At 68.1% G+C, this 26,757-nt stretch carries 23 protein-coding genes and 1 tRNA gene; 14 read left to right on the top strand and 10 right to left on the bottom strand.

Annotation, left to right across the window (positions count from 1 at the left end; genetic code table 11):
- The first annotated feature begins 20 nt into the window (after positions 1–20).
- The 3 genes from AC1DBD_RS15160 (at position 21) to AC1DBD_RS15150 (ending at position 2,510) form a co-directional block, all read left to right on the top strand.
- On the top strand, positions 21–719 hold the full coding sequence (locus AC1DBD_RS15160; protein WP_441418936.1) for a lysophospholipid acyltransferase family protein: 699 nt from the start codon (positions 21–23) through the stop codon (positions 717–719).
- Complete coding sequence (gene der, locus AC1DBD_RS15155; RefSeq protein ID WP_346959094.1) at positions 716–2,266, top strand: ribosome biogenesis GTPase Der; 1,551 nt, start codon at positions 716–718, stop codon at positions 2,264–2,266. The genes AC1DBD_RS15160 and der overlap by 4 nt, the downstream gene beginning before the upstream one ends.
- 167 nt (positions 2,267–2,433) lie before the next feature.
- Positions 2,434–2,510: transfer RNA gene (locus tag AC1DBD_RS15150), tRNA-Pro, on the top strand.
- A gap of 91 nt (positions 2,511–2,601) precedes the next feature.
- On the opposite strand, the gene AC1DBD_RS15145 is transcribed toward AC1DBD_RS15150, so the two are convergent.
- Positions 2,602–3,471, bottom strand: a complete 870-nt coding sequence (locus AC1DBD_RS15145; RefSeq protein ID WP_476982415.1) for an Fpg/Nei family DNA glycosylase — start codon at positions 3,469–3,471, stop codon at positions 2,602–2,604.
- Between the two features lie 153 nt (positions 3,472–3,624).
- On the opposite strand from AC1DBD_RS15145, the gene gcvH reads away from it, so the two are divergent.
- The 5 genes from gcvH (at position 3,625) to AC1DBD_RS15120 (ending at position 6,753) form a co-directional block, all read left to right on the top strand.
- On the top strand, positions 3,625–4,011 hold the full coding sequence (gene gcvH, locus AC1DBD_RS15140; protein WP_138769663.1) for a glycine cleavage system protein GcvH: 387 nt from the start codon (positions 3,625–3,627) through the stop codon (positions 4,009–4,011).
- 164 nt (positions 4,012–4,175) lie between these two features.
- The gene (locus AC1DBD_RS15135; protein ID WP_476982414.1) at positions 4,176–4,649 is read left to right on the top strand and encodes an FHA domain-containing protein; all 474 of its coding nucleotides are present in this window, start codon (positions 4,176–4,178) and stop codon (positions 4,647–4,649) included.
- 23 nt (positions 4,650–4,672) lie between these two features.
- Positions 4,673–5,389, top strand: a complete 717-nt coding sequence (ftsR, locus tag AC1DBD_RS15130) for a transcriptional regulator FtsR (RefSeq protein WP_175321576.1) — start codon at positions 4,673–4,675, stop codon at positions 5,387–5,389.
- Positions 5,389–5,892: a bifunctional nuclease family protein gene (locus AC1DBD_RS15125; protein ID WP_175321577.1), complete on the top strand. Its 504-nt coding sequence runs from the start codon at positions 5,389–5,391 to the stop codon at positions 5,890–5,892. Before ftsR ends, AC1DBD_RS15125 begins: the two co-directional genes overlap by 1 nt.
- A gap of 264 nt (positions 5,893–6,156) precedes the next feature.
- Positions 6,157–6,753 carry a MerR family transcriptional regulator gene (locus AC1DBD_RS15120; RefSeq protein ID WP_476917778.1) on the top strand — a complete coding sequence of 199 codons (597 nt, stop codon included), beginning with the start codon at positions 6,157–6,159 and terminating at the stop codon, positions 6,751–6,753.
- Positions 6,754–6,856: 103 nt separating this feature from the next.
- On the opposite strand, the gene AC1DBD_RS15115 is transcribed toward AC1DBD_RS15120, so the two are convergent.
- Positions 6,857–7,705 (bottom strand): ParA family protein, encoded by an 849-nt coding sequence (locus AC1DBD_RS15115; RefSeq protein ID WP_476982413.1) that lies wholly within the window; start codon positions 7,703–7,705, stop codon positions 6,857–6,859.
- A gap of 320 nt (positions 7,706–8,025) precedes the next feature.
- On the opposite strand from AC1DBD_RS15115, the gene AC1DBD_RS15110 reads away from it, so the two are divergent.
- On the top strand, positions 8,026–11,421 hold the full coding sequence (locus AC1DBD_RS15110) for a pyruvate carboxylase (RefSeq protein WP_476892762.1): 3,396 nt from the start codon (positions 8,026–8,028) through the stop codon (positions 11,419–11,421).
- A gap of 92 nt (positions 11,422–11,513) precedes the next feature.
- Here AC1DBD_RS15110 and AC1DBD_RS15105 read toward each other — a convergent pair whose 3' ends face one another.
- Entirely contained in the window at positions 11,514–13,334 is a 1,821-nt protein-coding gene (locus AC1DBD_RS15105; RefSeq protein ID WP_476982412.1) for an AMP-dependent synthetase/ligase, read from the bottom strand.
- 253 nt (positions 13,335–13,587) lie between these two features.
- On the opposite strand from AC1DBD_RS15105, the gene AC1DBD_RS15100 reads away from it, so the two are divergent.
- Positions 13,588–14,610, top strand: coding sequence for an ROK family glucokinase (locus AC1DBD_RS15100; protein WP_476982426.1), 1,023 nt, complete (start codon positions 13,588–13,590; stop codon positions 14,608–14,610).
- A 45-nt stretch (positions 14,611–14,655) separates the two neighbouring features.
- Here AC1DBD_RS15100 and AC1DBD_RS15095 read toward each other — a convergent pair whose 3' ends face one another.
- From AC1DBD_RS15095 to AC1DBD_RS15085, 3 genes are read right to left on the bottom strand one after another with little or no spacing between them, the layout of a single operon-like run.
- Positions 14,656–15,204 (bottom strand): hypothetical protein, encoded by a 549-nt coding sequence (locus tag AC1DBD_RS15095; protein ID WP_476982411.1) that lies wholly within the window; start codon positions 15,202–15,204, stop codon positions 14,656–14,658.
- Complete coding sequence (locus AC1DBD_RS15090; RefSeq protein ID WP_476892761.1) at positions 15,197–16,000, bottom strand: alpha/beta hydrolase; 804 nt, start codon at positions 15,998–16,000, stop codon at positions 15,197–15,199. Before AC1DBD_RS15090 ends, AC1DBD_RS15095 begins: the two co-directional genes overlap by 8 nt.
- 14 nt (positions 16,001–16,014) lie before the next feature.
- Positions 16,015–16,839: an alpha/beta hydrolase gene (locus AC1DBD_RS15085; protein ID WP_476982410.1), complete on the bottom strand. Its 825-nt coding sequence runs from the start codon at positions 16,837–16,839 to the stop codon at positions 16,015–16,017.
- A gap of 111 nt (positions 16,840–16,950) precedes the next feature.
- On the opposite strand from AC1DBD_RS15085, the gene AC1DBD_RS15080 reads away from it, so the two are divergent.
- Complete coding sequence (locus AC1DBD_RS15080) at positions 16,951–17,691, top strand: lysophospholipid acyltransferase family protein (protein ID WP_175321586.1); 741 nt, start codon at positions 16,951–16,953, stop codon at positions 17,689–17,691.
- A gap of 65 nt (positions 17,692–17,756) precedes the next feature.
- On the top strand, positions 17,757–19,205 hold the full coding sequence (locus AC1DBD_RS15075; RefSeq protein WP_441418894.1) for a class II 3-deoxy-7-phosphoheptulonate synthase: 1,449 nt from the start codon (positions 17,757–17,759) through the stop codon (positions 19,203–19,205).
- Positions 19,206–19,315: 110 nt separating this feature from the next.
- On the opposite strand, the gene AC1DBD_RS15070 is transcribed toward AC1DBD_RS15075, so the two are convergent.
- Both AC1DBD_RS15070 and AC1DBD_RS15065 read right to left on the bottom strand, forming a co-directional pair.
- Positions 19,316–21,445: a protein kinase domain-containing protein gene (locus AC1DBD_RS15070; RefSeq protein ID WP_476982409.1), complete on the bottom strand. Its 2,130-nt coding sequence runs from the start codon at positions 21,443–21,445 to the stop codon at positions 19,316–19,318.
- Positions 21,446–21,549: 104 nt separating this feature from the next.
- Positions 21,550–22,953 (bottom strand): lytic transglycosylase, encoded by a 1,404-nt coding sequence (locus tag AC1DBD_RS15065; protein WP_476982408.1) that lies wholly within the window; start codon positions 22,951–22,953, stop codon positions 21,550–21,552.
- A 315-nt stretch (positions 22,954–23,268) separates the two neighbouring features.
- Between AC1DBD_RS15065 and AC1DBD_RS15060 the strand changes: the two genes are divergently transcribed.
- Positions 23,269–23,622 carry an Rv2175c family DNA-binding protein gene (locus tag AC1DBD_RS15060; protein WP_441418891.1) on the top strand — a complete coding sequence of 118 codons (354 nt, stop codon included), beginning with the start codon at positions 23,269–23,271 and terminating at the stop codon, positions 23,620–23,622.
- 113 nt (positions 23,623–23,735) lie between these two features.
- Here the strand turns inward: AC1DBD_RS15060 and AC1DBD_RS15055 are convergent, their stop codons facing one another.
- The gene (locus tag AC1DBD_RS15055; RefSeq protein ID WP_476982407.1) at positions 23,736–24,830 is read right to left on the bottom strand and encodes a polyprenyl synthetase family protein; all 1,095 of its coding nucleotides are present in this window, start codon (positions 24,828–24,830) and stop codon (positions 23,736–23,738) included.
- Entirely contained in the window at positions 24,827–25,354 is a 528-nt protein-coding gene (locus tag AC1DBD_RS15050) for a hypothetical protein (RefSeq protein ID WP_476892756.1), read from the bottom strand. The genes AC1DBD_RS15055 and AC1DBD_RS15050 overlap by 4 nt, the downstream gene beginning before the upstream one ends.
- 97 nt (positions 25,355–25,451) lie before the next feature.
- Here AC1DBD_RS15050 and dinB point away from each other — a divergent pair, with 97 nt between their 5' ends.
- Positions 25,452–26,678 carry a DNA polymerase IV gene (dinB, locus tag AC1DBD_RS15045; RefSeq protein ID WP_476909557.1) on the top strand — a complete coding sequence of 409 codons (1,227 nt, stop codon included), beginning with the start codon at positions 25,452–25,454 and terminating at the stop codon, positions 26,676–26,678.
- Positions 26,679–26,757: the final 79 nt, after the last annotated feature.

The raw sequence follows: 26,757 nt of genomic DNA, 5'->3' as shown, positions 1-26,757 counted from the left end.
GCTGGTTCAAGCACGGGACCATGGCCTGGAGCCGGCCGGTCGGCTGGCTGCTGGACCATCTGGTGTACCGGACCACCGTCCAGGGCCGCGCCAACGTCCCGGCGGCGGGGCCGGTCATCTTCGCCGGAAACCACATCAGTTTCCTGGACGGCCCGGTCATGTTCGGTGCGGCGCCCCGGCCGATGCACATCTTCGTCAAGAAGGAGATGTTCAAGGGGTTCCTGGGCCTGGTCCTGAAGGCCTCCGGCCAGTTGGCGGTGGACCGTTCGGGTGACCGGGCGGCGCTGGAACGGGCCAAGAGCGTCCTCGACGCCGGACGGTGCGTCGGGATCCTGCCCGAAGGCACGCGGGGGAGCGGAGAGGCCGCCGCTATCAACAACGGGGTGGCCTGGCTCGCGCTGAACTCGGGGGCCACCGTGATCCCGGTAGCCATCCTCGGGACCAGGATCAGCGGCGAGCACCTCAACGCGGTTCCCCGTCCCGGCCGGCGGCTGCACGTCAGCTTCGGCGGGGCCCTCACCGTCAGCCGCAGGCCCGGGGAGACCGGGCGTGCTTCAATGGACAGGGTGGGAACCGAGATCCGCGCCGCACTGGCACGGCACGTCCAGGACACAATTCAGAGCAGCGGGCAGCGCCTGCCCGACGCGGATTCACCGCAAGAACCACAGACAGCAGTAGCCGCGACGCCGGCAGATCACCACCTAAGGAAAGTGCAATGAGCGATACGACTCAAACCCCCGGCCATTTTGGCGCCGGCGAAGACGAATACACGCCCACCGGCACGGACCAGGTGGCGGAGAACCTTGCCGCCCTGGACGACGAGGAAGCCGAGCTCCGCGCGGCCTCGCTCCGCGCCGGCCTGGACGACTACGAACTGGACGAGGAAGACGCCGCCCTGCTGAGCGGGCGCTACGAGGACGAGGACTTCGACGGCCCGGTCAAGCTTGACCCCGTCCTGGCCATCATCGGCCGGCCGAACGTCGGCAAGTCCACCTTGGTCAACCGCATCCTGGGCCGCCGCGAAGCCGTCGTGGAGGACACCCCCGGCGTCACCCGTGACCGCGTTATGTACTCGGCGCACTGGAACGGCCGGAACTTCACCGTGGTTGACACCGGCGGCTGGGAGCACGACGCCCGGGGCATCCACGCCCGCGTCGCCGAGCAGGCCGAGATGGCCGTGGAGCTCGCCGACGCCGTGCTGTTCGTGGTGGACTCCGCCGTCGGCGCGACCGCCACGGACGAAGGCGTCATGAAGATGCTGCGCAAGTCCAAGAAGCCGGTCATCATGGTGGCCAACAAGGTCGACGACTTCGCCCAGGAAGCCGACTCGGCCGCGCTCTGGGGCCTCGGCTTCGGCGAGCCGTACCCGGTCTCCGCCCTGCACGGCCGCGGCGTCGCCGACCTGCTCGACCATGTCATGGACACGCTGCCGGAGTTCTCCACGATCGAAGGACTCGAGCGCAGCGGCGGCCCGCGCCGGATCGCCCTGATCGGCCGGCCGAACGTCGGCAAGTCCTCGCTGCTGAACAAGCTCGCCGGCTCCGAACGCGTCGTCGTCGACAACACCGCCGGCACCACCCGTGACCCGGTCGACGAGTTCATCGAACTCGGCGGCCGCACCTGGCGCTTCGTCGACACGGCAGGCATCCGCCGCCGCCAGCACATGGCCCAGGGCGCCGACTTCTACGCCTCGCTGCGCACCCAGAGCGCGCTCGAAAAGGCCGAGGTCGCCGTCGTGCTCCTCGCCGTGGACGAGGTGCTCAGCGAGCAGGACGTACGCATCCTGCAGCTCGCGATCGAGTCCGGCCGCGCGCTGGTGCTCGCGTTCAACAAGTGGGACCTGCTCGACGACGAACGCCGCACCTACCTGGAACGCGAAATCGAACAGGACCTCGCCCACGTGGCGTGGGCGCCGCGCGTCAACATCTCGGCCAAGACCGGCTGGCACAAGGACCGGCTGGTTCCTGCCCTGGACACTGCGCTGGAGAGCTGGGACAAGCGCATCCCCACCGGACGGCTCAACGCCTTCCTCGGCGAACTGGTGGCGGCACACCCGCACCCGGTCCGCGGCGGCAAGCAGCCCCGCATCCTCTTCGGCACCCAGGCCTCCAGCCGGCCGCCGAAGTTCGTGCTCTTCACCACCGGCTTCCTGGATCCCGGCTACCGCCGCTTCATCACCCGCCGGCTCCGCGAAACCTTCGGCTTCGAGGGCACGCCGATCGAGGTAAACATGCGGGTCCGGGAAAAGCGCGGCAAGAAGCGCTAATTCCGAACGCGCCCGCTGAGGGTAAAAGTTCCCGTGACATAAGTGAAAGTGTCACGGGCACCCTCCGGAATCGTGTAAGCTTTTGGAGGTGGTTCGGCCGGACTGCTCGGATGAAATCCTTTGGATAACAACAGGACATCATCAAGAGCGGAGAACGGCGGAACCAACGGGCTGTAGCGCAGCTTGGTAGCGCACTTGACTGGGGGTCAAGGGGTCGCAGGTTCAAATCCTGTCAGCCCGACCAACAGAAAGTACCCCGCCATTCCGGCAACGGAATGGCGGGGTTTTCTGTTTCCCGAACCGGTCGACTTCGTAAAGCGGCTCCTGGAAAAGTCCTACTTCAAAAAACGAGACGTCCGGCGGTCCGCCAGGATCTTTCCCTTCGTCTGGCAGTGCGGGCAGTACTGCAGCGCGGTGTCGGCAAAGGAGACCTCTCGCACGGTGTCTCCGCAAACCGGGCATGCTTCGCCGGCCCGGCCGTGCACCCGCATGTGGCTCCGCTTGGCGTCCTTGAGCTCGGCCGGCGGTTTCCCGCGGGCCTCGGCCAGTGCCGTGCCCAGGATTTCGTGGATGGCGTCGTACAGGCGCTCTACCGCCGCCCGGTCCAGGGCGCCGGCGATGGCGAACGGGGAGATCCTGGCCGCGTGCAGAATCTCGTCGCTGTAGGCGTTCCCGATGCCGGCGATGATGCCCTGGCTGCGCAGCAGCCCCTTGATCTGCTGCTTGCCGGCCGCGAGGATCCCGGCCAGGGTCTCGACGTCGAACCCCGGGCTGAACGGATCCGGTCCGAGCGCCGCGATCCCCGGCACATCCGTCGGGCTGCGGACCAGGTAGACCGCCAGGCTCTTCTTGGTGCCGGCCTCGGTCAGGTCCAGGTCAAGTGGTCCGCCCCCGCTGGAAAACGACAGCCGCGCCGCGATATGCCCGCTGCCCATTTTCAGCACCGCGCCGGTGGGCGCGTCGGTGAACCGCACCCAGCCGGCGCGGGCAAGGTGAAAGACAAGATGCAGCCCGTCGGCCTCCAGGTCCATGAACTTGCCATGGCGGCGCACCCCCGTCACGGTCCTGCCTTCCAGCGCCGAGATGGGAGGATCCGCCGTCTTCAGCACCGCAAACGAGACGATCTGGATTTTCGTGAGGACCGCACCGCGCAGGCGCGTGTCCAGGAAATCCGCGAGGGCTGCCACTTCCGGTAGCTCAGGCATGGGCAAATCCGACCGGAACGGGTGCAGGTGCTGCCATGGCCCCATCATGCCAGAGTCCTCCCGGGGTCCGGCCGGATATGCCTATACTTTCAGCGGCGGCCCGTTCGATCGGCCGCCGTCGACCTTGGTGATTGACCAGACGAAAGGCCCGCCATGAGCATCATTCCCGAAGAGCTGTCCTACACCGCGGAACACGAATGGGTCTCCGCCCCGAATGCCGACGGAGTCGTGCGCGTGGGGATCACGGATTTTGCCCAGGACGCGCTCGGGGACGTCGTCTACGCCCAGATGCCGGAGGTCGGCACCGACATCAAGGCCAACGACGTCGTGGGGGAGGTCGAGTCCACCAAGAGTGTCAGCGACATCTACGCCCCGGTCAGCGGCGAGGTAGTGGCCCGCAACGAGGCCCTGGACACCGATTCCGCCCTGATCAATTCGGATCCCTACGGCGAGGGCTGGCTGATCGAAATCAAGCTCGCAGAAGCCGACGCCGTGGAGTCGTTGCTCAGTGCATCGGAGTACGAACAACAGGTAGGCTAATGGGAAGGTCTCCGGGCCGTGTTACTGGACACAGCAGTTGTTGGAGACAGCAATTACTGGACACAGTGGCCGGCCGGGGGGACTGACTACCGGATCTGCCAGGCTTTTCCGGACGGCATGCGTTGTTTGCAGGGGGGACACCTGCAACGAATGAGGAGGACTCAATGGTTGGGCACGGACAGAACGACACCGGTGAATACGGCACGGGTGGAGTGAAAGCCTCGGAGACCACATCGATCCATCTCACTCCCGTGCGCGACGAGCCCACCCTCACCCCGAAGGTTTCGGTCGAGGAACGCACGGCCATCGAGTCGTTGCCCGCAGGGTCCGCCCTGCTGGTGGCACACAGCGGCCCCAACGCCGGCGCCCGCTTCCTGCTCGACTCGGACGTCACGACGGCGGGCCGCCACCCGGACGCCGATATCTTCCTCGACGACGTCACGGTCTCGCGCCGCCACGTTKAATTCCGCCGCACGGCGCGCAGCTTCGAGGTCGTGGACACCGGGAGCCTGAACGGCACCTACGTGAACCACGACCGTGTCGACAGTGTGGAGCTGAAGTCCGGTAACGAGGTGCAGATCGGCAAGTTCCGGCTCACCTTCTACCTCAGCCCTGCCCGTACCGCAGGCAACGTCTGATATCGGGGTAGTTGCCTGTGGCCATGGCACAAGCCGAACGGCGCGGACCCCAGGTCCTGAACATCGGGGAGGTTCTGGCTCAGTTGAGCGACGACTTCCCCAACATGACCGCGTCGAAAATCAGGTTCCTTGAAGAAAAGGGACTCATCAACCCGCAGCGGACTCCCGCCGGGTACCGGCAGTACTCCGAGGGCGACGTCGAGCGTCTCCGCTTTGTGCTGGCCCTGCAGCGGGACCAGTACCTGCCGCTGAAGGTGATCAAGGACTACCTCGACGCGATTGACCGCGGCGAACGCCCGGACAACCTGCCTCCCGGGGTCACGGTCTCGCCGCGGATCGTCTCGGACCAACTCGCCGCCGAGCTGAACCACCGGGTACGCCTGCTCAGCGAAGAGCAGCTCCGCACCGAGTCCGGGGCCAGCGTGCCGTTGCTCGAATCCCTGCTCAGCTTCGGCCTGATCGGCCACGTCAACGGCAAATTCGATGAACATGCCCTGCAGGTTGCCCGGGCCTGCGTGCAACTGGAGGGCCACGGCCTGGAACCGCGGCACCTGCGCCCGTTCCAGGCCGCCGCCGAACGCGAATTCGGGCTGGTGGAACGGGCGGTGGCGACCCTGACCTCGCGGAAGGACGCCGCCTCTCACGCCCGCGCCGCCGAGGCCGCCCGCGAAATCAGCGAACTCTGCCTGACGCTGCACCGGGCCCTGGTCCAGGACCGCATCTCGAGGATGGACATCTGATGATTGAGGTGGAAATCGTAGGCGTACGGATTGAATTGCCGTCCAACCAACCGCTTGTGCTGCTCAAGGAGATGCACGGGGAGCGCCACGTCCCCATCTGGATCGGCACCCCGGAGGCCAGCGCCATCGCCCTGGCCCAGCAGGGTGTGGTCCCGCCGCGGCCGATGACGCACGACCTGCTGGTGGACGTTGTCGAGGCATTGGGCCACACGATCGTCAGCGTCAATATCGTGGCGGTCGAGGACAACATCTTCTACGGCCAGCTCCAGTTCGAAGACGGCACCACCGTCAGCTCGAGGGCCTCGGATGCCCTGGCCCTGGCCCTGCGGGCCAAATGCCGGATCTGGTGCGCGGACGCCGTGATGGAAGAAGCCGGTGTGCGGATCACCGAGCACGACGACGGCGAGGAGGCCCAGCCCGGGCCCGCCGTCGACGAAGAGGGCGAGCTGCGCCGCTTCCGCGAGTTCCTGGACGACGTCGAACCCGAGGATTTCGCCGGCTGAAACAGCCCTAAGCTTAAAGTCGAGGTCGAAAGTTTCGACACGCCCCGGCAATACCGCCAACGTCTTTGACCTTGGGCCCCGGCAGGCCTAACGTCGGAGGTACAAGTTCCCATTGCATACAACAGCCGCGCAAGTCACACTGGACAGAGCAGCCGGAGCCGAAACTACACGGATGATTTTCGTGCCTACTCGGTCCGACGCAGGTCCCGGACAGCGCGTCGTTGCTGCAAGTTCCCGCGGGAACTCATGACAAGGAGGATCCACGTGAGTCCGAAAGGCGAAGCAGGCGAGCTCAAGCAGACCTCGACGGCAGGCGTTGCTGTGCCCGCGAGCGGTGCCCAGGGCCTGCTCTTCACCGAGGATCTTCCCGTCCTGGACGAAGACGCGGGTTACCGCGGCCCCACCGCGTGCAAGGCGGCCGGGATCACCTACCGCCAGCTGGACTACTGGGCACGCACCGGGCTCGTCGAACCCGCCGTGCGCGGCGCCGCCGGCTCCGGGTCGCAGCGCCTCTACGGCTTCCGCGACATCCTCGTCCTCAAGGTCGTCAAGCGGCTCCTCGACACCGGCGTCTCCCTGCAGCAGATCCGCACCGCCGTCGAGCACCTCCGGGAGCGCGGGGTCGAAGACCTCGCCCAGATCACGCTGATGAGTGACGGCGCGAGCGTCTACGAGTGCACCTCGGCGGATGAAGTCATCGACCTGGTCCAGGGCGGACAGGGTGTCTTTGGCATCGCCGTCGGCCGGGTCTGGCGCGAAGTGGAGGGAAGCCTCGCGGCACTGCCGAGCGAACACGCCTCGGACCAGTCCTTCCCCGACGATGAACTCAGCAAGCGCCGCGCGGCCCGCAAGATCGGCTAGCACTGCCGGAAGATTTAACTAAGAAGCGCGGGGCCACATCGTGGCCCCGCGCTTCTTGTTGTCCTCCATCCGGGAGGCCGGACTTCGAGCCGGAACAGTACAGCTAACGCTGGCTGCGGTTGCGGACCATGCCCGCAGCCGCCAGCTCCCCGGTACCGCCGGCCCCCATCAGGTTGCCTAGCAGCGTGTCGAACAACGCCGCGGCGTTCTTGGCGGAGTCCCCGGGCCAGTGATGGACCGAGTGGGCCGCGCCCTGGATCTGCTGCCAGTTCGCCTGCTCCGGGATGTGCGGGGTGAGCAGCAGTTCGCCGAACATGGACTGCATCTCGGCCAGACGGAAGGTGTGCTCCGAGGAGCCGGCCCGCACCCGGTTGGCGACAATGCCTGCGGGGGAGAGGCCTGGCGCGAATTCCTGCCGGAACAGCTGGATGGCGCGCATGGTGCGCTCGGTGCCCGCGACGGAGAACAGTCCCGGCTCGGCGACCAGGGCGACCTTGTCGCTGGCGGACCAGGCCATCCGGGTCAGGCCGTTCAGCGAGGGCGGGCAGTCGATCAGCACGAGTTCGTACTGCCCGGCACCTGCCAGCACGGCGGAGAGTCGGCGCAGGTCGCGGCGGCCGAGGTCGGGCCGGTCGTAGATTCCGGTATAGGCCGAGCCGATGGCGACATCCAGTACGGACGCTGCTGTTCCCTTGGAAGAAGCGCTGTGCTCCACCCATCCGCTGGGGACAACGTTGTCGGCGAGGCGGGCCCGGCGCGGGGACTTGAGCATCCGGCCGATGTCGAGTTGTTCATCGGGCCGGACGCCGAGGGCGGTGCTGGCATCCGCGTGCGGGTCAAGGTCGACCACGAGGGTGGGGATGCCGGCTGCGAGTGCGGCCGACGCCAGTCCGGTTGTCACGGAGGTCTTGCCGACACCGCCTTTGAGGCTGCTGATGCTGACTACTTGCACTTGAAAAACCAATACCTAACGCCGGTTGCCGAGACTGGGTCATGCCGGCCCGTGCGTTCCTTCGGACCGGGGCGTGCATGCGCCACCCACCAACTCATCATATGTTGACCAGGCACCGAAACCTTTCTCATCCGGCCCGACTTATCCGGGCCGGCGGGTGCCCGGACCGCGGCGGAGCCCCCCGCGCGACAGCGATCTGCCCAATGCCGCCGAAATGACGCATAATGCTGTGATGGGCGCCACAATGATTTGTGTTTGCGCACACCAGTCTTAGAAACTGTGACGACTTACCGAACCACCCGCGATGATGCAGGAGAAGTATGTTTTCCAAGATTCTGGTGGCTAACCGCGGCGAAATCGCCATCCGCGCCTTCCGCGCCAGCTATGAGCTGGGTGCCAAGACCGTTGCAGTGTTCCCGACCGAGGACCGTAACTCGATCCACCGCCAGAAGGCGGATGAGGCGTACCTGATCGGCGAGGAGGGGCACCCGGTCCGGGCCTACCTCGATGTTGACGAGGTGGTGCGCGTGGCGAAGGAGGCCGGGGCCGACGCGATCTACCCCGGCTACGGATTCCTCTCGGAGAACCCCAACCTGGCGCGCGCCGCGGCTGCCGCCGGCATCACCTTCGTTGGACCGCCGGCAGAAGTCCTTGAACTGGCCGGCAACAAGGTCGCCGCACTGGAGGCCGCCCGCAAGGCCGGCGTCCCGGTGCTCAAGTCGAGCCAACCGTCCAAGGACGTCGACGAACTCATCGCCGCCGCGGACGAAATCGGCTTCCCCATCTTTGCGAAGGCCGTCGCCGGCGGCGGCGGCCGCGGCATGCGCCGGGTGGACACCCGGGACGCGCTGCCCGAGGCCCTGCAGGCCGCCATGCGCGAGGCCGACGCCGCCTTCGGTGACCCCACCATGTTCCTGGAACAGGCGGTGCTGCGCCCGCGGCACATCGAAGTGCAGATCCTCGCCGACGCCGAGGGCAACGTCATGCACCTCTTCGAGCGCGACTGCTCCATCCAGCGCCGCCACCAGAAGGTGATCGAGATTGCCCCCGCGCCGAACCTCGATGAGGGCATCCGGCAGGCGCTCTACCGGGACGCCGTGAAGTTCGCCAAGGCCCTGAACTACGTCAACGCCGGCACCGTGGAGTTCCTCGTCGACACCGTGGGCGAGCGGGCCGGCCAGCACGTCTTCATCGAGATGAACCCGCGCATCCAGGTCGAGCACACGGTCACCGAGGAAGTCACCGACGTCGACCTCGTCCAGGCCCAGCTGCGGATCGCCTCGGGGGAGACCCTCGCCGACCTCGGCCTCTCGCAGGAGACCGTCAAGCTCAACGGCGCCGCACTGCAGTCCCGCATCACCACCGAGGACCCGGCAAACGGCTTCCGCCCCGACGTCGGAAAGATCACCGGCTACCGTTCGGCCGGCGGCGCCGGTGTGCGGCTCGACGGCGGCACCGTCTACTCCGGCGCCGAGATCAGCCCGCACTTCGACTCGATGCTGGTCAAGCTGACCTGCCGCGGCCGCGACTACAAGACCGCCGTCGCCCGCGCCCGGCGCGCCCTGGCCGAGTTCCGGATCCGCGGCGTCTCCACCAACATTTCCTTCCTGCAGGCCGTTTTGGACGACCCGGACTTCGTCGCCGGTGACGTCGCCACCTCGTTCATCGACGAACGCCCCGAACTGCTCAAGGCCCGCGTCTCCGCGGACCGCGGCACCAAGCTGCTGACCTGGCTCGCCGAGGTCACCGTCAACAAGCCCAACGGCGAGCTCACGGCACACACCGACCCGGCCGACAAGCTGCCCGCCCTGACGGACAGTGACGCCCCCTTGGGGTCCCGGCAGCGGCTGCTCGAACTCGGCCCGGAGGGCTTCGCGAAGGCCCTGCGCGAGCAGGACGCCGTCGCCGTCACCGACACCACCTTCCGCGACGCGCACCAGTCCCTGCTGGCCACCCGCGTCCGGACCCGGGACCTCGTGGCGGCCGGACCGGCAGTATCTAAGCTGCTGCCCGAACTGCTCTCCGTCGAGGCCTGGGGCGGCGCGACCTACGACGTCGCCCTCCGCTTCCTGGGCGAGGACCCTTGGGACCGCCTGGCCGCGCTGCGCAAGGCGCTGCCGAACATCTGCCTGCAGATGCTGCTCCGCGGCCGGAACACCGTCGGCTACACGCCATACCCGGAAGAGGTGACGGTGGCCTTCGTCAACGAGGCCGCCGCGACCGGCATCGACATCTTCCGCATCTTCGACGCCCTCAACGACGTCAACCAGATGGCCCCCGCCATCCGCGCCGTCCGCGCCACCGGCACCGCCGTGGCCGAGGTCGCCCTCTGCTACACCGCGGACATGCTCGATCCGGACGAGAAGCTGTACACCCTCGACTACTACCTGGACCTGGCCCAGAAGATCGTCGACGCCGGCGCGCACATCCTCGCGATCAAGGACATGGCCGGACTGCTGCGCCCGGCGGCGGCAGCCCGCCTCGTGACGGCCCTGCGGGAGAAGTTCGACCTCCCGGTACACCTGCACACCCACGACACGGCGGGCGGCCAGCTGGCCACCCTGCTGGCTGCCGTGGACGCCGGCGTGGACGCCGTCGACGTCGCCTCGGCCTCGCTCGCCGGCACCACCAGCCAGCCCTCCGCCTCGGCCCTCGTCGCGGCGCTGGCCCACACGCCGCGGGACACCGGCCTGAGCCTGGCCAATGTATGCGCCCTGGAACCGTACTGGGAGGCCGTGCGCCGCGTTTACGCACCGTTCGAGTCGGGACTGCCAGGCCCCACCGGCCGGGTCTACCAGCACGAGATCCCCGGCGGCCAGCTCTCCAACCTGCGCCAGCAGGCGATCGCGCTGGGGCTGGGCGAACGCTTCGAAGCGATCGAGGACATGTACACCGCAGCGGACCGCATCCTGGGCCGGCTCGTGAAGGTCACGCCCTCGTCCAAGGTGGTTGGCGACCTCGCCCTGCACTTGGTCGGCCTCAACGCGGACCCGGCGGACTTCAACGAGAACCCGCAGAAGTACGACATCCCGGACTCCGTGATCGGCTTCCTCTCCGGCGAACTGGGAGACCCTCCCGGCGGCTGGCCCGAGCCGTTCCGGACCAAGGCCCTGCAGGGCCGCAGCGTCAAGGTCCGCGACGTCGAACTCAGCGCCGAAGATAGTGCCGCGCTTAAAGGTGACTCCAGGACGGTGCAGCAGACCCTCAACCGGCTGCTCTTTGCCGGTCCCACTAAGGACTACCAGAAGAGTGTCGAGGCCTACGGAAATCTTTCCGTCCTGGACACCCGCGACTACCTCTTCGGCCTGCAGCGCGGCGCCGAGCACGAGATCGAGCTGGAGAAGGGCGTGCGTCTGATCGCCTCGCTCGAGGCCGTCTCCGAGCCGGACGAGAAGGGCATGCGGACCGTGATGTGCACGCTCAACGGACAGTCCCGGCCCGTGGTGGTCCGTGACCGCTCCGTGGTCAGCAACGTCAAGGCCGCCGAGCGGGCCGACGCCTCGCAGCCGGGCCAGGTCGCCGCGCCGTTCGCCGGCGCCGTCACCCTGACCGTCAAGGCCGGCGACGCGGTCAAGGCCGGGGACACGGTCGCGACCATCGAGGCCATGAAGATGGAAGCCTCGATCACGACGCCGGTGGCCGGGACCGTGTCGCGGCTCGCCGTCGGCCCCGTCGAGCAGGTCCAGGGCGGCGACCTGCTGCTGGTCGTGGAGTAACGCGGCCGGACACGGCAGCACAGCAAAAAGGGCTCCTCCGGCTACGGCCGGAGGAGCCCTTCCTGGTTTATGCCAACGCGTGGAAGCGGGTCTTAGGCGTGCGTGGTGCGCTTCGCGGAGTACATCTCCTCGATCACGTTCTCGAAGTCCTTCATCACCTGGGCGCGCTTGACCTTCATGGACGGCGTCAGGTGGCCGGAGGCCTCGGTGAAATCGGAGGGAACAATCCGGAACGACTTGATGGCCTCGGCCTGCGAGACGGACTGGTTCGCACGGTTGATCAGCTCCTGGACCGCCGCCGTGACGGCGGGGTTTACGGTCGCCTCGGCCACCGTGGTCGACGCCGGCAGGCCGTGGCGCTGCAGCCAGCCCGGGAGCGCCTCCTCGTCGAGCGTCACGAGGGCGCCGATGAACGGACGGTTGTCTCCGACCACAAGGACCTGCGAAACCAGCGCGTCGGCGCGGATCTGGTCCTCGAGCAGGGCCGGCACCACGTTCTTGCCGCCGGCGGTGACGATGATTTCCTTCTTCCGCCCGGTGATGGTCAGGAAGCCCTGCCCGTCAAGCTGGCCGATGTCGCCGGTGCGGAACCAGCCGTCCACGAAGGCTTCGGCCGTGAGGTCCTCCCGGTTGAAGTAGCCCCGCATCACGCAGACGCCCTTGGCGAGAATCTCGCCGTCGTCGGCGATCTTCACGGCGTTGCCGGGAATCGGCGCGCCGACGGTGCCGATCTTGATCAGGCCGGGCGTGTTGACCGTGACCGGGGCGGTGGTTTCGGTCAGGCCGTAGCCTTCGAGGATCTGCAGGCCGATGCCTTGGAAGAAGTGGCCGAGGCGTTCGCCGAGCGGGCCGCCGCCGGACACCGCGTGCGCGACCTGGCCGCCCATGGCGTCGCGGAGCTTGCCGTAGACGAGCTTGTCAAACAGGGTGTGCTTGAGCCGCAGGCCCAGGCCCAGCTTGCCCGCCTGGCGAGCCCGCGAATAGGCGATGGCGGTTTCCGCGGCGCGATGGAAGATCGCCCCCTTACCGCCGTCCTCGGCCTTGGTCAGAGCGGAGTTGTAGACCTTTTCGAAGACCCGCGGCACCGCGAGGATGAAGGTCGGCTTGTAGCTCTGCAGGTCCGGCAGCAGGTTCTTGATGTCCGGAGTGTGCGCCACGGTAACGCCGGCCGCCACCGCCAGCACAGAAATGAAGCGGGCGAAGACGTGCGCGAGCGGGAGGAACATGATGGTCCGCGCCTGCTCGTGGACGATCTGGCCCAGGGACGTGGCCAGCACATTGTCGGAGAGCTCCACGAAGTTGCCGTGGGTCAGCTCGCAGCCCTTGGGCCGGCCGGTGGTGCCGGAGGTGTAGATGATGGTGGCGAGATCGTTGAGCGAGGCCTGACTGCGGCGGGCTTCGAGTTCCTCGTCGCTGATCCCGCTGCCGGCGGCGCGGACCTCGTCGAGGGCGTCACCTTCCAGCTGCCAGACGTGCCTCAGCCCGGTGAGGCCCTCGGAGCTGGCAGCCTGCCGGATGATGTCCTCATGGTGGGCGGACTCGCCGAAGGCGGCGACGGCGCCGGAGTCGCCGAGGTTCCAGGCAACCTGTGAGGGGGAGGACGTTTCATAGATCGGGACCGAGACGGCGCCGGCAAACCAGATCGCGAAGTCGATCAGGGCCCATTCGTACCGGGTGCGGGACATGATGCCGACCCGGTCGCCGGCAGCCACGCCGCTGGCCATCAGGCCCTTGGCGAGCAGGGAGACATCGGCCAGGAAATCGGTCGCCCGGACGTCCTGCCACTGGCCTGCGGCGTCGAGCCGTGAGAACAGGGCCGGGTTGGACGCCTTCGCGGCCTGGCGCAGGACCAGGTCCGTTACGTTCGTCGCCGGTGGGACGGTGACCAGGGGCGGGACACTGATTTCTCGCACGATAGCTCCTTTGATATCCATTGGCCCGCAAGGGGGGTACGACTAACAGTAGTATGTGGCCCCGGCGGGGTGTGTTCCACTTCACCTACTGGCGAGTAACTTTACGGTCAAGGCCCGTGTTGCGCCACCCGGGAGAGGGCCGGCGGCCCGGCCGCGCCGCTCGCTGAGGGCCCTAGAATGGGGAACGATGCATACTCCAACACCCGGCCAGAAGCCCGGACCGCAGCGCAGGACCGCCGCCTGGCGGCGCCGGATGCAGGGCTTTTCCGGCGCCTCCGGGGCCGGCAATTTCCGTGAACACCTGCGGCTCGGGCGCAAGGGCCTCGCGATCGGCGTCGACATCGGCGGCACAAAGGTGGCGGCCGGCGTTGTCGACGCGGAAGGGCGCATCCTCAGCCAGGCCAAGCGGTCAACGCCGGGCAGCGATCCGCGCGCCGTCGAGCAGGTGATCGTCGAACTCGTGGAGGAACTGGGCCGGGGCCACCGCATCTGGTCGGTCGGCATCGGCGCGGCCGGGTGGATGGACCTCGACGGCGCCACCGTGCTGTTCAGCCCGCACCTGGCCTGGCGCAACGAACCGCTGCGTGAGAACCTGCAGCGGCTGCTCCGCCGTCCGGTGCTGCTGACCAACGACGCCGACGCCGCCGGCTGGGCGGAGTGGCGCTTTGGCGCCGGGAAGGGCGAGAGCCGGCTGGTCTGCATTACCCTGGGCACCGGAATCGGCGGGGCCATGGTGATGGACGGGCGGCTCGAACGTGGGCGCTTCGGCGTGGCCGGTGAATTCGGCCACCAGATCATCATGCCCGGCGGCCACCGCTGCGAGTGCGGCAACCGCGGCTGCTGGGAGCAGTACGCCTCGGGGAACGCCCTTGGCCGGGAGGCCCGGGAACTCGCCGCAGCCAACTCGCCGGTGGCCCAGGAGCTGCTCAAAGCAGTGCACGGCCATGCCGACCGGATCACGGGCGTGGTCGTCACCGAACTCGCCAAGGCCGGCGATCCCACCGCGCGTGAACTCCTCGAAGACGTGGGGGAATGGCTCGGCCTGGGACTGGCGAACCTGGCGGCGGCCCTGGACCCGGGAACCTTCGTCATCGGCGGCGGGCTCTGCGACGCCGGCGAACTCCTCGTGGAACCGGCGCGGAAGGCCTTTGCCCGGAACCTGACCGGCCGCGGGTTCCGCCCGGCGGCCACGATTGAACTGGCCGCGCTGGGCCCCAATGCCGGGCTGATCGGCGCGGCCGACCTTTCCCGGGTCAGCAGCCGCATGCGCAGCTAGCCGGCGCGCGGCCGGCTCCGCAGCCGCCAGCCGGACAGCATCCGGCTAAACGCGGGCCCCGTCGTCGTTCTCGTCCTTCTCCTGCGGCAGCTTCATGATCAGGAACACCACCGACGCCGCGAAGGCGACCACCATGCCGACGACCGCCAGCAGGGGTGCGCTCCGCCAGAAAATGGCGGACAGCATCAGCGCGATCGGGCCGCCGACGGCGCCCAGCCATGCGAGCATCGTCAGCGGGTCGGACCCGGCCAGGCTGGGCGGCTCTTCGGGGACGAACGCGCCGTCGTCGTCGTCCGGTTCGTAGTCCCGCGGGCCGGAGGCGCCCTGGCCGGCCGCGGCTTCGTCACTCCCGCGCAGCGAGGCCGCCCGGCCGCCGGCCGGGGGTTCGACCGGTGCCGGTGCCGGTGCCGCAAGGCCCAGCGGGTCGAAGTCGCGGAACGTCCGCGCGGCGGGGCTTCCGGCGTCGGCGCTGCCGGCCGGACCGGAGTCGGTGCCCTCCAGCCTGGCGACCAGATCCAGCCAGACGGCGTCGTCCTCGTTGGCGCTGGAGTCCGGGGAATCGGGGTCCGGCGAGCCCGGGTCGAATCTAGTCATCTGCCGTTTCTTTCTGGCTGGCACCGGCGGCGCCCGGGTTGGGCCCTTCCACGACCGACCGGATGAACTCCGCTGTGCCGCGGAAGATCTGTGGCGCGTCGTTGTCCATGGTAGCCACGTGGTAGCTGTTCTCCAGCCGGATGACCTCCAGCGGGGCGTTGCTCAGTCCGCGGCGCAGGGCGGCCAGGCTGGCGTCGGAAACGACGTGGTCCACGGTGGACCGGTAGACCCGGACCGGGGCCGTGATCCGGGGCAGCAGCCGCAGGGTGTCCTTGAACATCTTGTTCAGCTCGTGGGCCGCCGCGACCGGGGTCCGCGGATAGGCGCCTTCATCCACGCCCTCCTTGAGGATGTCATTGGCGATCGCCGGGGTGCTCTTCAGCACGAATTTCAGGATCCCGGCCAGCGGCGCGCGGGGATCATCGATGACCAGGCCGGGGTTCACCAGCACCGCCCCGGCCACGGGGCGGGTGGCCGCCAGCCGCAGCGCGAGGGCGCCGCCCATCGAGAGCCCGGCCACCACGACGTGGTCGCACTCCGAGGCCAGTTCCAGGTAGGCGGCGTCGAGTCCGGCATGCCAGTCCTGCCAGCGTGTCCGGGCCAGTTCCTGCCAGCTCGTGCCGTGCCCGGGCAGCAGCGGCATCCGGACCGCGTAGCCGGCCGCGGCCAGGGACTCGGCCCACGCCCGGACGCCGTGCGGGCTGCCGGTGAACCCATGGGAGACCACGACGCCGGTCCGGGGACCGGATCCGGTGAACGGACTGCTGTACGGCGAGTGGTCGGCGGCTGTGCTCATGGATGCTCCGTGGTTCATGGCTGCTCAGTTTTTACTGGCTGAGGGCCTGCGGGGACAGTGGACTGGGCTGGGGACGGGGCCGCGTGCTCCCGGAAGAAGCGGGCGGACTGCGAAAAGATTACGGGAGCGTCGACGTCGAGCGTTGCAACGTGGCCGCTGGACGGCAGCGGGACCACCGTAAGGTCCGGCGATCCGAGGCGCCCGCGGAGCAGCTCCAGCGAGGTCGGCGGCACCACCGCGTCCGTGTCGGACTTGAACACGATAGCCGGAACGTCGACGGCGGGCAGTTCGCGCAGGGTTGCGGTGAAGAGCTTGCGCAGTTGGTGGACGGCCGCGAGCGGGGTCAGTGAGTAGTCGCCGTCCTGGGTGGCGGCCGCCGTCGACTCCGTCTCCTGGAGCGGGACGGTGGTGCGCTGCAGGTACTTGAGCACCCCGATGTAGCGCACCCGGCGGTCGTAGAAACTGAGCCCGGGGTTCACGACGGCGACGCCGGCCACGCGGTGGCGGGCAGCGGTGCGCAGCGCGATGGTTCCGCCCATGGACAGGCCCGCCACGAAGCACGAGCGGGTTCCGGCGGCCAGGTCCAGGTACGCGGCCTCGAAGGCGCCGTACCAGTCCTGCCAGCCGTGCCGGGCGAGATCCCGCCAGTCGGTGCCGTGGCCGGGCAGCAGCGGGACGGAGACGGCGAACCCGCGGGAGGCCAGGTGCTCGGCCCAGGGAAGCACACTCAAGGGGCTACCGGTAAAGCCATGGCAGATCGCGACGCCGGTGCCCGCATTGGCGCCGTGGCCGGGGTAGCGAAAAGCGGCAGGCGCCACTGGAGTGCTGCTTTCGCTCATGAGCCCATCGTGTCACTGTTCCCGACAAAACTCACTAGAGTAGGGTGTCACTGAAGTCCTGGCCGGGTCCGAAGAAGGGCCGGCCAGACGCCTGCCGGAGAGGTACACCACGTGTTTTATTGGTTCATGAAGACGTTCGTCCTTGGGCCGGTCCTGAAGACGCTCTTCCGGCCGTGGGTCAAAGGCCTGGACAATGTTCCGGCCGAGGGCGCCGCGATCCTGGCCTCCAACCACCTTTCTTTCTCCGATTCCATCTTCATGCCGCTGATGGTGCCCCGGCCGGTGGTGTTCCTGGCGAAATCCGAGTACTTCACCGGCAAGGGAATCAAAGGCAAACTGACCGCCGCCTTCTTCCGGCTGACCAACCAGCTGCCGATGGACCGGTCCGGGGGAGCGGCGTCCGCCCGCTCGCTTGATGCCGGCATGGATGTGCTGAAGAACGGTTCGCTCCTGGGCATCTACCCCGAAGGCACCCGCAGTCCGGACGCCCGCCTGTACCGCGGCAAGGTCGGGGTCGCCCGGCTCGCCCTGCAGGCCCGGGTCCCGGTGATCCCGGTCGCGATGATCGGCACCGACAAGGTCCAGCCCATCGGCAAGCGGATGCCCAACATCCGCCGGATCGGGATGATCTTTGGCGAACCGCTGGACTTCAGCCGCTACTACGGCATGGAAGACGACCGCCTGATCCAGCGTTCCGTAACGGACGAAATCATGTACGAACTGATGCGGCTCTCCGGCCAGGAATACGTCGACGAGTACGCCGCCGTCGTCAAACTGCGTCTCGCCGGAAAAGCCACCGAGGCACCGGAGGCCGGCGCCGGCCAGGAACCGGAGACGCCCGGAACTGTGTGACGGGGCGCCTGCGGTCAATGACGCCGGGCGCCGCCGTTCAACGCGGAGGCAACTATCCTTAGAGGGTGACTGAGCTATCTGCGCCTTCGACGTCCCTGAACAACTCCACGCCGGCGGGCCCCGCCCCCGCAGGCTCCGCTTTTGCCGGTTCTGCTTTCACGAGCACGGCCCAGAGCGGCGCCGCCAACTATCCGGGACTGGACCACTGGCGGGAGCTGCCTGCCTCGCAACAGCCCAGCTGGTCCGACGCGGCAGTCTTTGAGGCCTCGGTCAAGGAACTCTCGGTGCTGCCGCCGCTCGTCTTCGCCGGCGAAGTGGACATCCTGCGCGAACGGCTCGCCGCGGCCGCGCAGGGCAAGGCGTTCCTGCTCCAGGGCGGTGACTGCGCGGAGACCTTCGAAGCCGCCACGGCGGACAAGATCAGCGCCCGGGTCAAGACCATCCTGCAGATGGCCGTCGTGCTCACCTATGGCGCGGCGATGCCCGTGATCAAGATGGGCCGGATGGCGGGCCAGTTCGCCAAGCCGCGCTCGTCCAACGACGAAACCCGCGACGGCGTCACGCTGCCGGCTTACCGCGGCGACATCGTCAACGGCTATGACTTCACGCCGGAGTCCCGCGCGCACGACGCCAGCCGGATGCTCAAGGCGTACCACACCTCGGCATCGACCCTGAACCTGATCCGGGCGTTCACGCAGGGCGGCTTCGCCGACCTGAGGCTGGTGCACCAGTGGAACAAGGGCTTCACCGAGAACCCGGCGCACGCGCGTTACGAATCCCTGGCCCGCGACATCGACCGGGCCATCAAGTTCATGTCCTCCTGCGGCGCGGACTTCGAGGCGCTTAAGCGCGTCGAGTTCTACGCCAGCCACGAGGCGTTGCTGCTGGACTACGAGCGGGCCCTGACCCGCATCGACTCGCGAACCGGCCTGCCGTACGACACCTCGGCGCATTTCCTGTGGATCGGGGAGCGCACCCGGGAACTGGACCACGCGCACGTCGATTTCCTCTCCCGCGTCCGCAACCCGATCGGCGTCAAGCTTGGCCCCTCGACCACCGGCGAGGACGCCCTCCGCCTGATCGACAAGCTTGACCCCAACCGGGAACCCGGCCGCCTGACCTTCATCACCCGGATGGGCGCCGGCAACATCCGCGAGAAATTGCCTCCCATCGTCGAGCGCGTCACCGCCTCCGGCGCCCAGGTCCTCTGGGTCACCGATCCGATGCACGGCAATACGGTGACCTCGCCCAACGGCTACAAGACCCGCAACTTCGACGACGTCATCGACGAGGTGCGCGGCTTCTTCGAGGTGCACCACGGCCTCGGCACCGTTCCGGGCGGCCTGCACGTGGAAATGACCGGCGACGACGTGGCCGAGTGCCTCGGCGGCGCCGACCCGATCGACCAGGACGCCTTCCTGGACCGCTATGAATCCGTCTGCGATCCGCGGCTGAACCACATGCAGTCCCTCGAAATGGCGTTCCTGGTGGCGGGAGCCCTCGCCAAGCGCTAAGCCGCGCCGGCCGACACGGGCCGATGCCGCAAGCGGCGACGCCACAGACAGTAAGAGCTCCGCCCCGGCTGTTTCCAGCCGGGGCGGAGCTTTTACTTATTTGGCAGAAGTCAGGTCACGGTGATCGTGACGAGTGAGCCTTCGGGCTGCCGCCCGGTCTTGTCCTGGCCGGCCACCAGGCCCAGCACGGATGAACCGAAGGCGTAGTTGACCTTCACCTCGAAGCCGGCATCCTTGAGGGCCTGCACCGCCTCCTCCTCCGGCTTGCGGAACACGTCCGGGACCTGGACGAATTTCGGCCCCTTGGAGATCGTCAGGGTCACGGCGCCGCCCTTGGTGAGATTCCCGGTGGCCGGGTCCTGGCCGGCAACCGCGCCCTTTGGCACCTCCCGGTCGAAAACGGCTTCCGGGGCGACGACGGCTTTGAGCCCGGCGGCTTCCAGCGTTTTCACCGCGGTCTCCTGGTCCTTGCCGCGCAGCTCGGGCACCGGGATGGGCCGCGGCCCCTTGGAGACCGTCAGCCCCACGGCTGTCCCGTGCTTGGCGGGGGTGCCTTTGCCCGGCTTCTGGGCCAGCACGGTTCCAGCCGCCGCGGCCTCGTCGTAGCGCTCGGTGACGGGGCCCAGCGCCATGCCGGCGCCATTGAGGGCCGTCTTCGCCGCATCGAGCGACTTGCCCGTCAGCTGGGGCAGGGGAAACAGCTCCGGACCCTTCGAAACGGCCAGCGAGACGGACTGGAATTTCCGGACCACCTGACCCGCCTGCGGCTCGGAGCCGACCACGAGGCCAGGGGACACGTCGTCGTCAAAGACGTCTCGGGTGGTCGACTCGAAACCGGCAGTGCGGAGCAGCTGCTGTGCTTCGGCCACGGTCTTGTTGGCCAACTGCGGAATGGTCCCCGGAGACCCCGGGCCCATGCCGAAGAACCAACCGGCGCCGGCCGCGAGCAGCGCCACCAGGACCAGCACCAGGATCCAGGCCAGGCCCCGGCGCCGCGGGTTGCCCGCCCGGAGGCTTCGGCTGGGGGTCGCGGCAGCACGCTGCCGCGCCTTTTCCTCCTCGCGGTCCTGCTTGCGTTGTGCACGCTTGCTTGCCGGCTCCGGACGGCCGTCCGGAGCATCCTCAGGATAGGCGCCAAACTCTCGTTCCTCCGGCGCGGCTAGCGGACCGTAAGCGCCGGGCCGTGACCTGCCGGCGAGGACGGTGGTGGGGTTGCTGCCGCGGTTGATGACTTCCGTGGGCTGCTGGAGGCCACCGAGGAATTCCGTGTGTGCCTCGGCGGCGGCCGGGCGGGGTTCCGTCGCGGGCCGCCCGGGCGTGGAACCGCCGGGGCCTGCCGCCGCGGCGCCGGCAACGGGCGCCGCAAGGGCGGCCGGGGGCCGCAGGTCCAAGTCGGCGTCGCTGAGGTTGGTGCGGATGTGACGAAGTTCGAAGAGCAATGCATTGCCGTCGACGGGGCGCTTGTCCGGGTCGTTCGCCGTGCACCACTGCACGAGCTCGTCGAGTTCTTCGGCCAGCCCCGGGACCAGGGCCGACGGCGGCCCGACGGTCGAGTTCACGTGCTGGTAGGCGACCTGGATGGGAACCTCGCCGTCGAACGGCTGGCGACCGGTGATCATCTCGTAGAGCATGATCCCGAGTGAATAGATGTCGCTGCGGGCGTCGGCCTGCTGGCCCAGCACGAGCTCGGGGGAGAGGTAGGCGACGGTCCCGATCAGGGCGCCGGTGCTGGTCGTCGTCGTGATCGCCCGCGCCAGCCCGAAGTCGCCGATCTTGATCCGACCGTCGTCGGCGATGAGCACGTTCTCGGGCTTGACGTCGCGGTGGATGAGGCCGGCCGCGTGGGCGGCTCCGAGTCCTTCCACGACCGGGTCGATCAGCGCCAGGGCAAGCCTCGGCGTGAGGGCTCCCTTTTCCTTGATCACGTCCCGCAGCGTGTGCCCCTTGATGTATTCCATCACCAGGTAGGCCAGCGGGCCGTCGTCGCCCTGGTCCAGGACGCCCACCACGTGCGGGTGCGACAGCCGGGCGGCGGCCTTGGCTTCGCGGCCCAGCCGGTCCAGGAACTGCGGGTCTCCGGCCATGTGCGGATGCAGGACCTTGAGCGCCACGTCCCGCTCGAGCCGCCGGTCGGTGGCGAGGTACACCGTGGACATCCCGCCTCGGGCCAGCTTGGATCGAATCAGGTACCGGTTGTCCACCAGGGTCCCGACGAGAGCGTCCGATGTGTATTCCTGCACCCTTTGATCCTAAGCTCTGCACGGAAACGGGCCCGGATTGACATGCAACCCGGACCCGTATCGTTACGCGACGGAGGTCTCAGCCCCGTGCGATGCTGGCGGTTCTAGCTGAAGGTCTTCTGCAGCGCCTTGATCGACGCCACATAGGCCTTCGTATCCTCGTACATGCCCTTCGTGCTCACCGAGTACTGGCCCTGGTAGTACCCCGCGATGGCGTAGTCCAGGTTCTTGCTGGTCGCGACCAGTTGGCGGATGATGGCGATGCCGGCCGTGGCGTTGTCGTACGGATCCAGCAGGTTCAGCTTGCGGCCCACGAGTTCCGAGGCCCACCCTCCGGAGGACGGAATGACCTGCATGGTGCCGATCGCGTTCGCGGGGGACACCGAGCGGTGGTTGAAGCCGGACTCCTGGTAGGCGAACGCCATGGCCAGCGACGGCGCCACGCCCATCCGGCGTGCGGTGTCCGCCACGATCTGCTTCATCTGCTCGCGGGTGGGAACCGGCGAGGCATTCAGCAGCGCCTTGTTCTGGTTGGCGGAGCTGACGACAGCCTTCGGGTAGCTGAACCCCAGGAACGTGCTGGGCACGAGCGGGGTCACGGTCGCCGCGGGCTGGCTTGAGGCGGGCTTCAAGGTCCCGGTGCCGGCACCGGGAATGACGAGCTTGTGGCCGGGGTAGATGATGCTGCTCATGGTCAGCCGGTTCGCCGACAGGACGGCGGAGAGCTTTACGCCGTGCCGGGCGGCAATACCGGAGAGCGTGTCACCGGATTTGATCGTGTAGGACCCCGAGCTGACTGGGGCCGGGGCGGGCTTGGGGGCGGGCTTCGGCGCCGCGGTCCGGACCGGCGCGGGTGCTGCCGCGGCGGCGCCGATGTTGATCCGCTGGCCAGGGTGGATTACCGAGCGCATGTTGAGCCCGTTCCGGCTGAACACGTCCGACAGCTTGACCCCGTGGCGGGCGGCAATGCCGCTCAGGGTGTCGCCGGACTTGACCGTGTAAACGCTGCCGGCGGACCGGACCGGAGCAGCCTTCGCCGGGACTGCCTTGGCCGGAGCTGCCTTGGCCGGAGCTGCCTTCGCGGCGGGGCCGCCGGTGAGCTTGATTTTCTGGCCAGGGTAAATCACGGAGTTGGCGCGGAGCTTGTTCAGCGTAAGGACGGACTGGGTGCTCAGTCCAAACTTGTGGGCGATCGCGCTGATCGTATCGCCGCGGACGATCGTGTACTGGGCCGGTGCGGCGACCTTGGCGGGGCGGAACGCGGTCGGCAGCGCTACCGCAACCTCGGTTGCCGGAATCCGAGCCGAGGGCAGTGCCGCGGCGGCCTGACCCTGCGCCTTCATGGCCGCCGCCAGCGTCGCCGGGATCGCCCGGGGGCGGGATTCGGCAGCAGCGGGCTGTGCGATCGCCAAGGAGGAGAGCATGACGGCGGGGAGAGCCGCCGTCGTCGCCGCAATCAGCGGGAGGCCGGGCCTCGGGTTGGGCTTTGGCGAACGTGACGTCGTCATGGGAAAGATCCTCTTCTCAGCGGCGAACCCTGCAGCACGGACAGTGTTACTGGTGTTACCAGTGTGACTGAAGATACTGCAGTTACAAATGTGATCTATGCGAATCTCTCATGAATTGCGAATTAGCACAAGAACTGTTTGACATTCTGCTACGCGGCTATTGGGAGTGTCGGCCCAGGGGCCCCGGCCGGGGCCCGCGAAGGCGTCCGCGCCGGCGGCCATTTCGCAGTCCCTTTTATACGCCGGGTTAAGCGGTCGCATTATTGGGTCGTGGCTGACTAGGCGCATTCCGCCCCGGCATGGCAATCTTGATCCGTGAGTACTGTAGAAAGCCTTGTAGGCGAATGGCTGCCCCTGCCCGACGTAGCCCAGCTGCTGAACGTTTCCATCACTAAGGTTCATGCGCTGCTTGACGAGCGCGCGCTGGCGGCAGTGCGGATCGGCGACCGGCGGATCCGTTCCGTGCCCGCGGCGTTCATCCAGGACGGCCACCCGGTGGAGAGCTTGAAGGGCACAATTGTTGTCCTCGCCGACGCCGGCTATTCGGACGAAGAACTCATCACCTGGCTGTTCACGCCGGACGAGTCCCTGCGCGGCCGTCCGATCGATGCCCTCCGCGAAGGGCGCAAAACCGAAATCCGCCGCCGGGCACAGACCATGGCCTGGTAGTACGGCCCAAAAGTAAGCTCTGGTAATACGGCAAAGGCCGTGGACGGCGGATCCCGCTGTCCACGGCCTTTTTCGTCTCCGTTTTCGTCTGCCTGCGTGTTTTGGCCTTGCGTTTAGGCGGTGCGGCTGACGGCGGCCTCAGCCAGTTTCCGGAGCGCGGTCTTGGGCAGCTCCTCCAGCGGCAGCAGGTCCAAGGCGTCGAAGGCGGCCCGGCCGAATTCCTCGATCAGGACCTCCGTGGCCTGCAGTGCCCCGCAGTCGACAATGATGCGGCGGATCTCCTCGACGTCGGCGGTGCTCAGGTCCGGGCTGCCCAGCTTCGCGTCGACAAAGCTCGATTCCGCCGGCGCGGCCTGGTCGAGGGCTAAGGCCACCAGCACCGTACGCTTGCCCTCGCGGAGATCATCACCGGCCGGTTTGCCGGTGGTGACCGGGTCGCCGAAGACGCCCAGGACATCGTCGCGGAGCTGGAAAGCCTCGCCGAGGGGGAGGGCGAACGCGGAGTAGCCGCGCAGCAACTCGTCGGGGGCGCCGGCCAAGGCGCCGCCCAGCGCGAGCGGATGCTCGGTGGAGTACTTGGCCGACTTGAAGCGGATGATCGACTGGGCGCGGCTGACGGCGCCGGCACGGTCTCGGTGCGGCCCGGCCACCTCTTCCAGGATGTCCAGGTACTGGCCGGCCATGACTTCGGCGCGCATCAGGTTGAAGATGAGCCGGGCCTGGCTGCCCGAGGCGGCCCGATCGCCGATTTCGGTGAACGATTCCTCGCTGAAGGACAGGCACAGGTCGCCGGTCAGGATCGCCGCCGCGTGGCCGAAGCGCTCGGGATCCAGGGCCCAGCCCTGGCTCGCGTGCAGTTCACTGAAGCGGCGGTGCACGCTGGGGCCGCCGCGGCGGGTGTCCGAGCGGTCAATGATGTCGTCGTGGATCAGTGCCGCGGCCTGGAACAGCTCCAGCGCCGAGCCGGCCGTGACCACTTCGCGGGCTCCGGCGCCGCCCCCGGCCCCACGCCAGCCCCAGTAGCACATCAGGGCCCGGAGGCGCTTGCCGCCGGTGACCAGGTTGGAGATGGACCCCATCAGCGGGTCGATGTCGGGGGAAATGGCGGACATCACCGTGGTGCGGGCGGTGAGGAAGTCGGTCAGCTTGCCGGCGACGGCGGCCACGAAGTCCGTCTGCTCAACCCGCAGTTGTTCGGCCAGGCTCACTTGACGGACTCGGCGGCGACGTTGGCGCCGATCGTGAAGGTGGAGACCCCGGCGGCCTCGACGACGGCGAGATTCACGGTTTCATTGTCCCCGCGCAGGAAGTCCTTGGACGCCACCGAACCGACGGTGCCGCCGGGGACTGCCTTGAAGCCCTGGCTTTCCAGTTTCTTGCTGTAGTACGCGACCACTCCCGCCGCCGGCGAGGTGATTTTCGCCACCAGGGCGACGGTCGCGGGAGCACCGTTCTTGTCGAAACTGCTGGATTCCACCTGTGCGCCCGGCATGACCGGCAGCAGCTTCTTGGGGAAGCCCGCAACCAGGGCACCCACAGTGGCGGAGGTGCCGGGCTCGGCGGACGGGCTGGGAGGGGCCGTGGTGGAGGGCTGGGCGGTGGACTGCGCCCCGGGCGCAGACGCCGAAGGCGACGGGGCTCCCGGGCCGGGGGTGCACGCGGCCAGGGCCAGCAAGGCGCCGGCGGCGGCAACGGCCGTCACGGCGCGTTTGCGCTCTCCAATAACCTTCACGGGGACATTCCTCCTGGTGTTGACGCCGGATCCAGCCTCCAGTTTAGTCAGTACCTGCGCATAGGATTGATGCGTGGGGCCGGACAGGGAAAATCACATCGATAAACACAGCGGGACACAATACAGCGAGGCGGGCCTTCGCGAACTCCGGCGCAGCAGCATCCTGCACGTGGACATGGACGCCTTCTTCGTCTCGGTGGAACTGCGCAGCCGTCCGGAGCTCAAGGGACGCCCGGTGATCGTGGGCTATCCGGCGGACCGCTCGGTGGTCCTCTCGGCTTCCTATGAGGCCCGCAAGTTCGGGGTCAAGTCAGCGATGCCCATGGCGGTGGCGGCGCGGATGTGCCCTTCCGCCGTCATCATCGAACCGCGGCACAAGCTGTACTACGAGGTGTCGGGACAGATCATGGCCATCTTCGGATCGATCACCGACCTCGTGGAACCCCTGAGCGTCGACGAGGCCTTCCTCGACGTCGGAGGTGCCATCCGGCGGCTCGGTCCGCCCCGGGACATCGGCGAACTGATCCGGCGCAGGGTCGAGGGCGAGCTGGGCATCACGGCGTCGGTGGGGATCGCGGCCAGCAAGTTCGTCGCCAAGATCGCCTCGACCCGGTGCAAGCCCGACGGCCTGCTGCTGATCGGTCCGGACGAGACGGTGCCCTACCTGCATACCCTGCCGGTCAACGCCCTCTGGGGAGTCGGTGCCAAGACCGTGGAGGTGCTCGCCCGGATGGGGATCCGGACGGTCGCCGACGTCGCCGCAACGCCGCTGCCGTCACTGCGCAAGATCCTCGGCGCCACGGGGGAGCACGTGTACCGGCTGTCGTGGGGGATCGACCCCCGGCCGGTGACGCCGGTCCGGCTGGAAAAGAGCATCGGGGCGGAAGAGACCTTTGCGGTGGACACCGCCGACGACGCCCTGCTGCACCGCGAGCTGCTCCGGCTTTCGCACCGCACGGCGGAAAGGCTCCGGAGCGCCGGGATGCATGCCAGGACGGTTGCCTTGAAGCTGCGTTACGCGGACTTCTCCACAATTACCCGCAGCCGCACCGTCAGCACGCCCATTGACAGCGCCCAGTTGCTTTACGGCGTCGCCGTGCAGTTGCTCGAGTCCGTTGGCCAGCGGCCCATGACCGTGCGCCTCGTGGGGATTAGGGCGGAGCAGCTCGAGGAAGCCGCCCAGGCGCCGCTGCAACTCAGCCTGGACCGCCGGGATGACAACTGGCGCGCCGCCGAGCAGGCCCTGGACCGCGTCACCCGCAAGTTCGGCAACAAGTCGGTTCTCCCGGCCCGGTTGCTTGACCCGGGGCCGGCCGCCGAGTGAGCTGGCAGTGCACGGGCGCAGGCCGTCCCGGTCGGCACTGGCGGGGCTGCGTCCAAGGGGCGGGCAGGCGCCGCGAAGC

Source organism: Arthrobacter sp. 10T419, assembly GCF_056394105.1.
This window is presented reverse-complemented; position numbering and strand designations above follow the sequence as displayed.

Bases quoted from the DNA above. Each gene is read 5' to 3' on its own strand.
- AC1DBD_RS15160 (WP_441418936.1), top strand. From the start codon at position 21: ATGGCCTGGAGCCGGCCGGTCGGCTGGCTGCTGGACCATCTGGTGTAC.
- der (WP_346959094.1), top strand. From the start codon at position 716: ATGAGCGATACGACTCAAACCCCCGGCCATTTTGGCGCCGGCGAAGAC.
- AC1DBD_RS15145 (WP_476982415.1), bottom strand. From the start codon at position 3,471: ATGCCTGAGCTACCGGAAGTGGCAGCCCTCGCGGATTTCCTGGACACG.
- gcvH (WP_138769663.1), top strand. From the start codon at position 3,625: ATGAGCATCATTCCCGAAGAGCTGTCCTACACCGCGGAACACGAATGG.
- ftsR (WP_175321576.1), top strand. From the start codon at position 4,673: ATGGCACAAGCCGAACGGCGCGGACCCCAGGTCCTGAACATCGGGGAG.
- AC1DBD_RS15125 (WP_175321577.1), top strand. From the start codon at position 5,389: ATGATTGAGGTGGAAATCGTAGGCGTACGGATTGAATTGCCGTCCAAC.
- AC1DBD_RS15110 (WP_476892762.1), top strand. From the start codon at position 8,026: ATGTTTTCCAAGATTCTGGTGGCTAACCGCGGCGAAATCGCCATCCGC.
- AC1DBD_RS15100 (WP_476982426.1), top strand. From the start codon at position 13,588: ATGCAGGGCTTTTCCGGCGCCTCCGGGGCCGGCAATTTCCGTGAACAC.
- AC1DBD_RS15095 (WP_476982411.1), bottom strand. From the start codon at position 15,204: ATGACTAGATTCGACCCGGGCTCGCCGGACCCCGATTCCCCGGACTCC.
- AC1DBD_RS15090 (WP_476892761.1), bottom strand. From the start codon at position 16,000: ATGAGCACAGCCGCCGACCACTCGCCGTACAGCAGTCCGTTCACCGGA.
- AC1DBD_RS15085 (WP_476982410.1), bottom strand. From the start codon at position 16,839: ATGAGCGAAAGCAGCACTCCAGTGGCGCCTGCCGCTTTTCGCTACCCC.
- AC1DBD_RS15065 (WP_476982408.1), bottom strand. From the start codon at position 22,953: ATGACGACGTCACGTTCGCCAAAGCCCAACCCGAGGCCCGGCCTCCCG.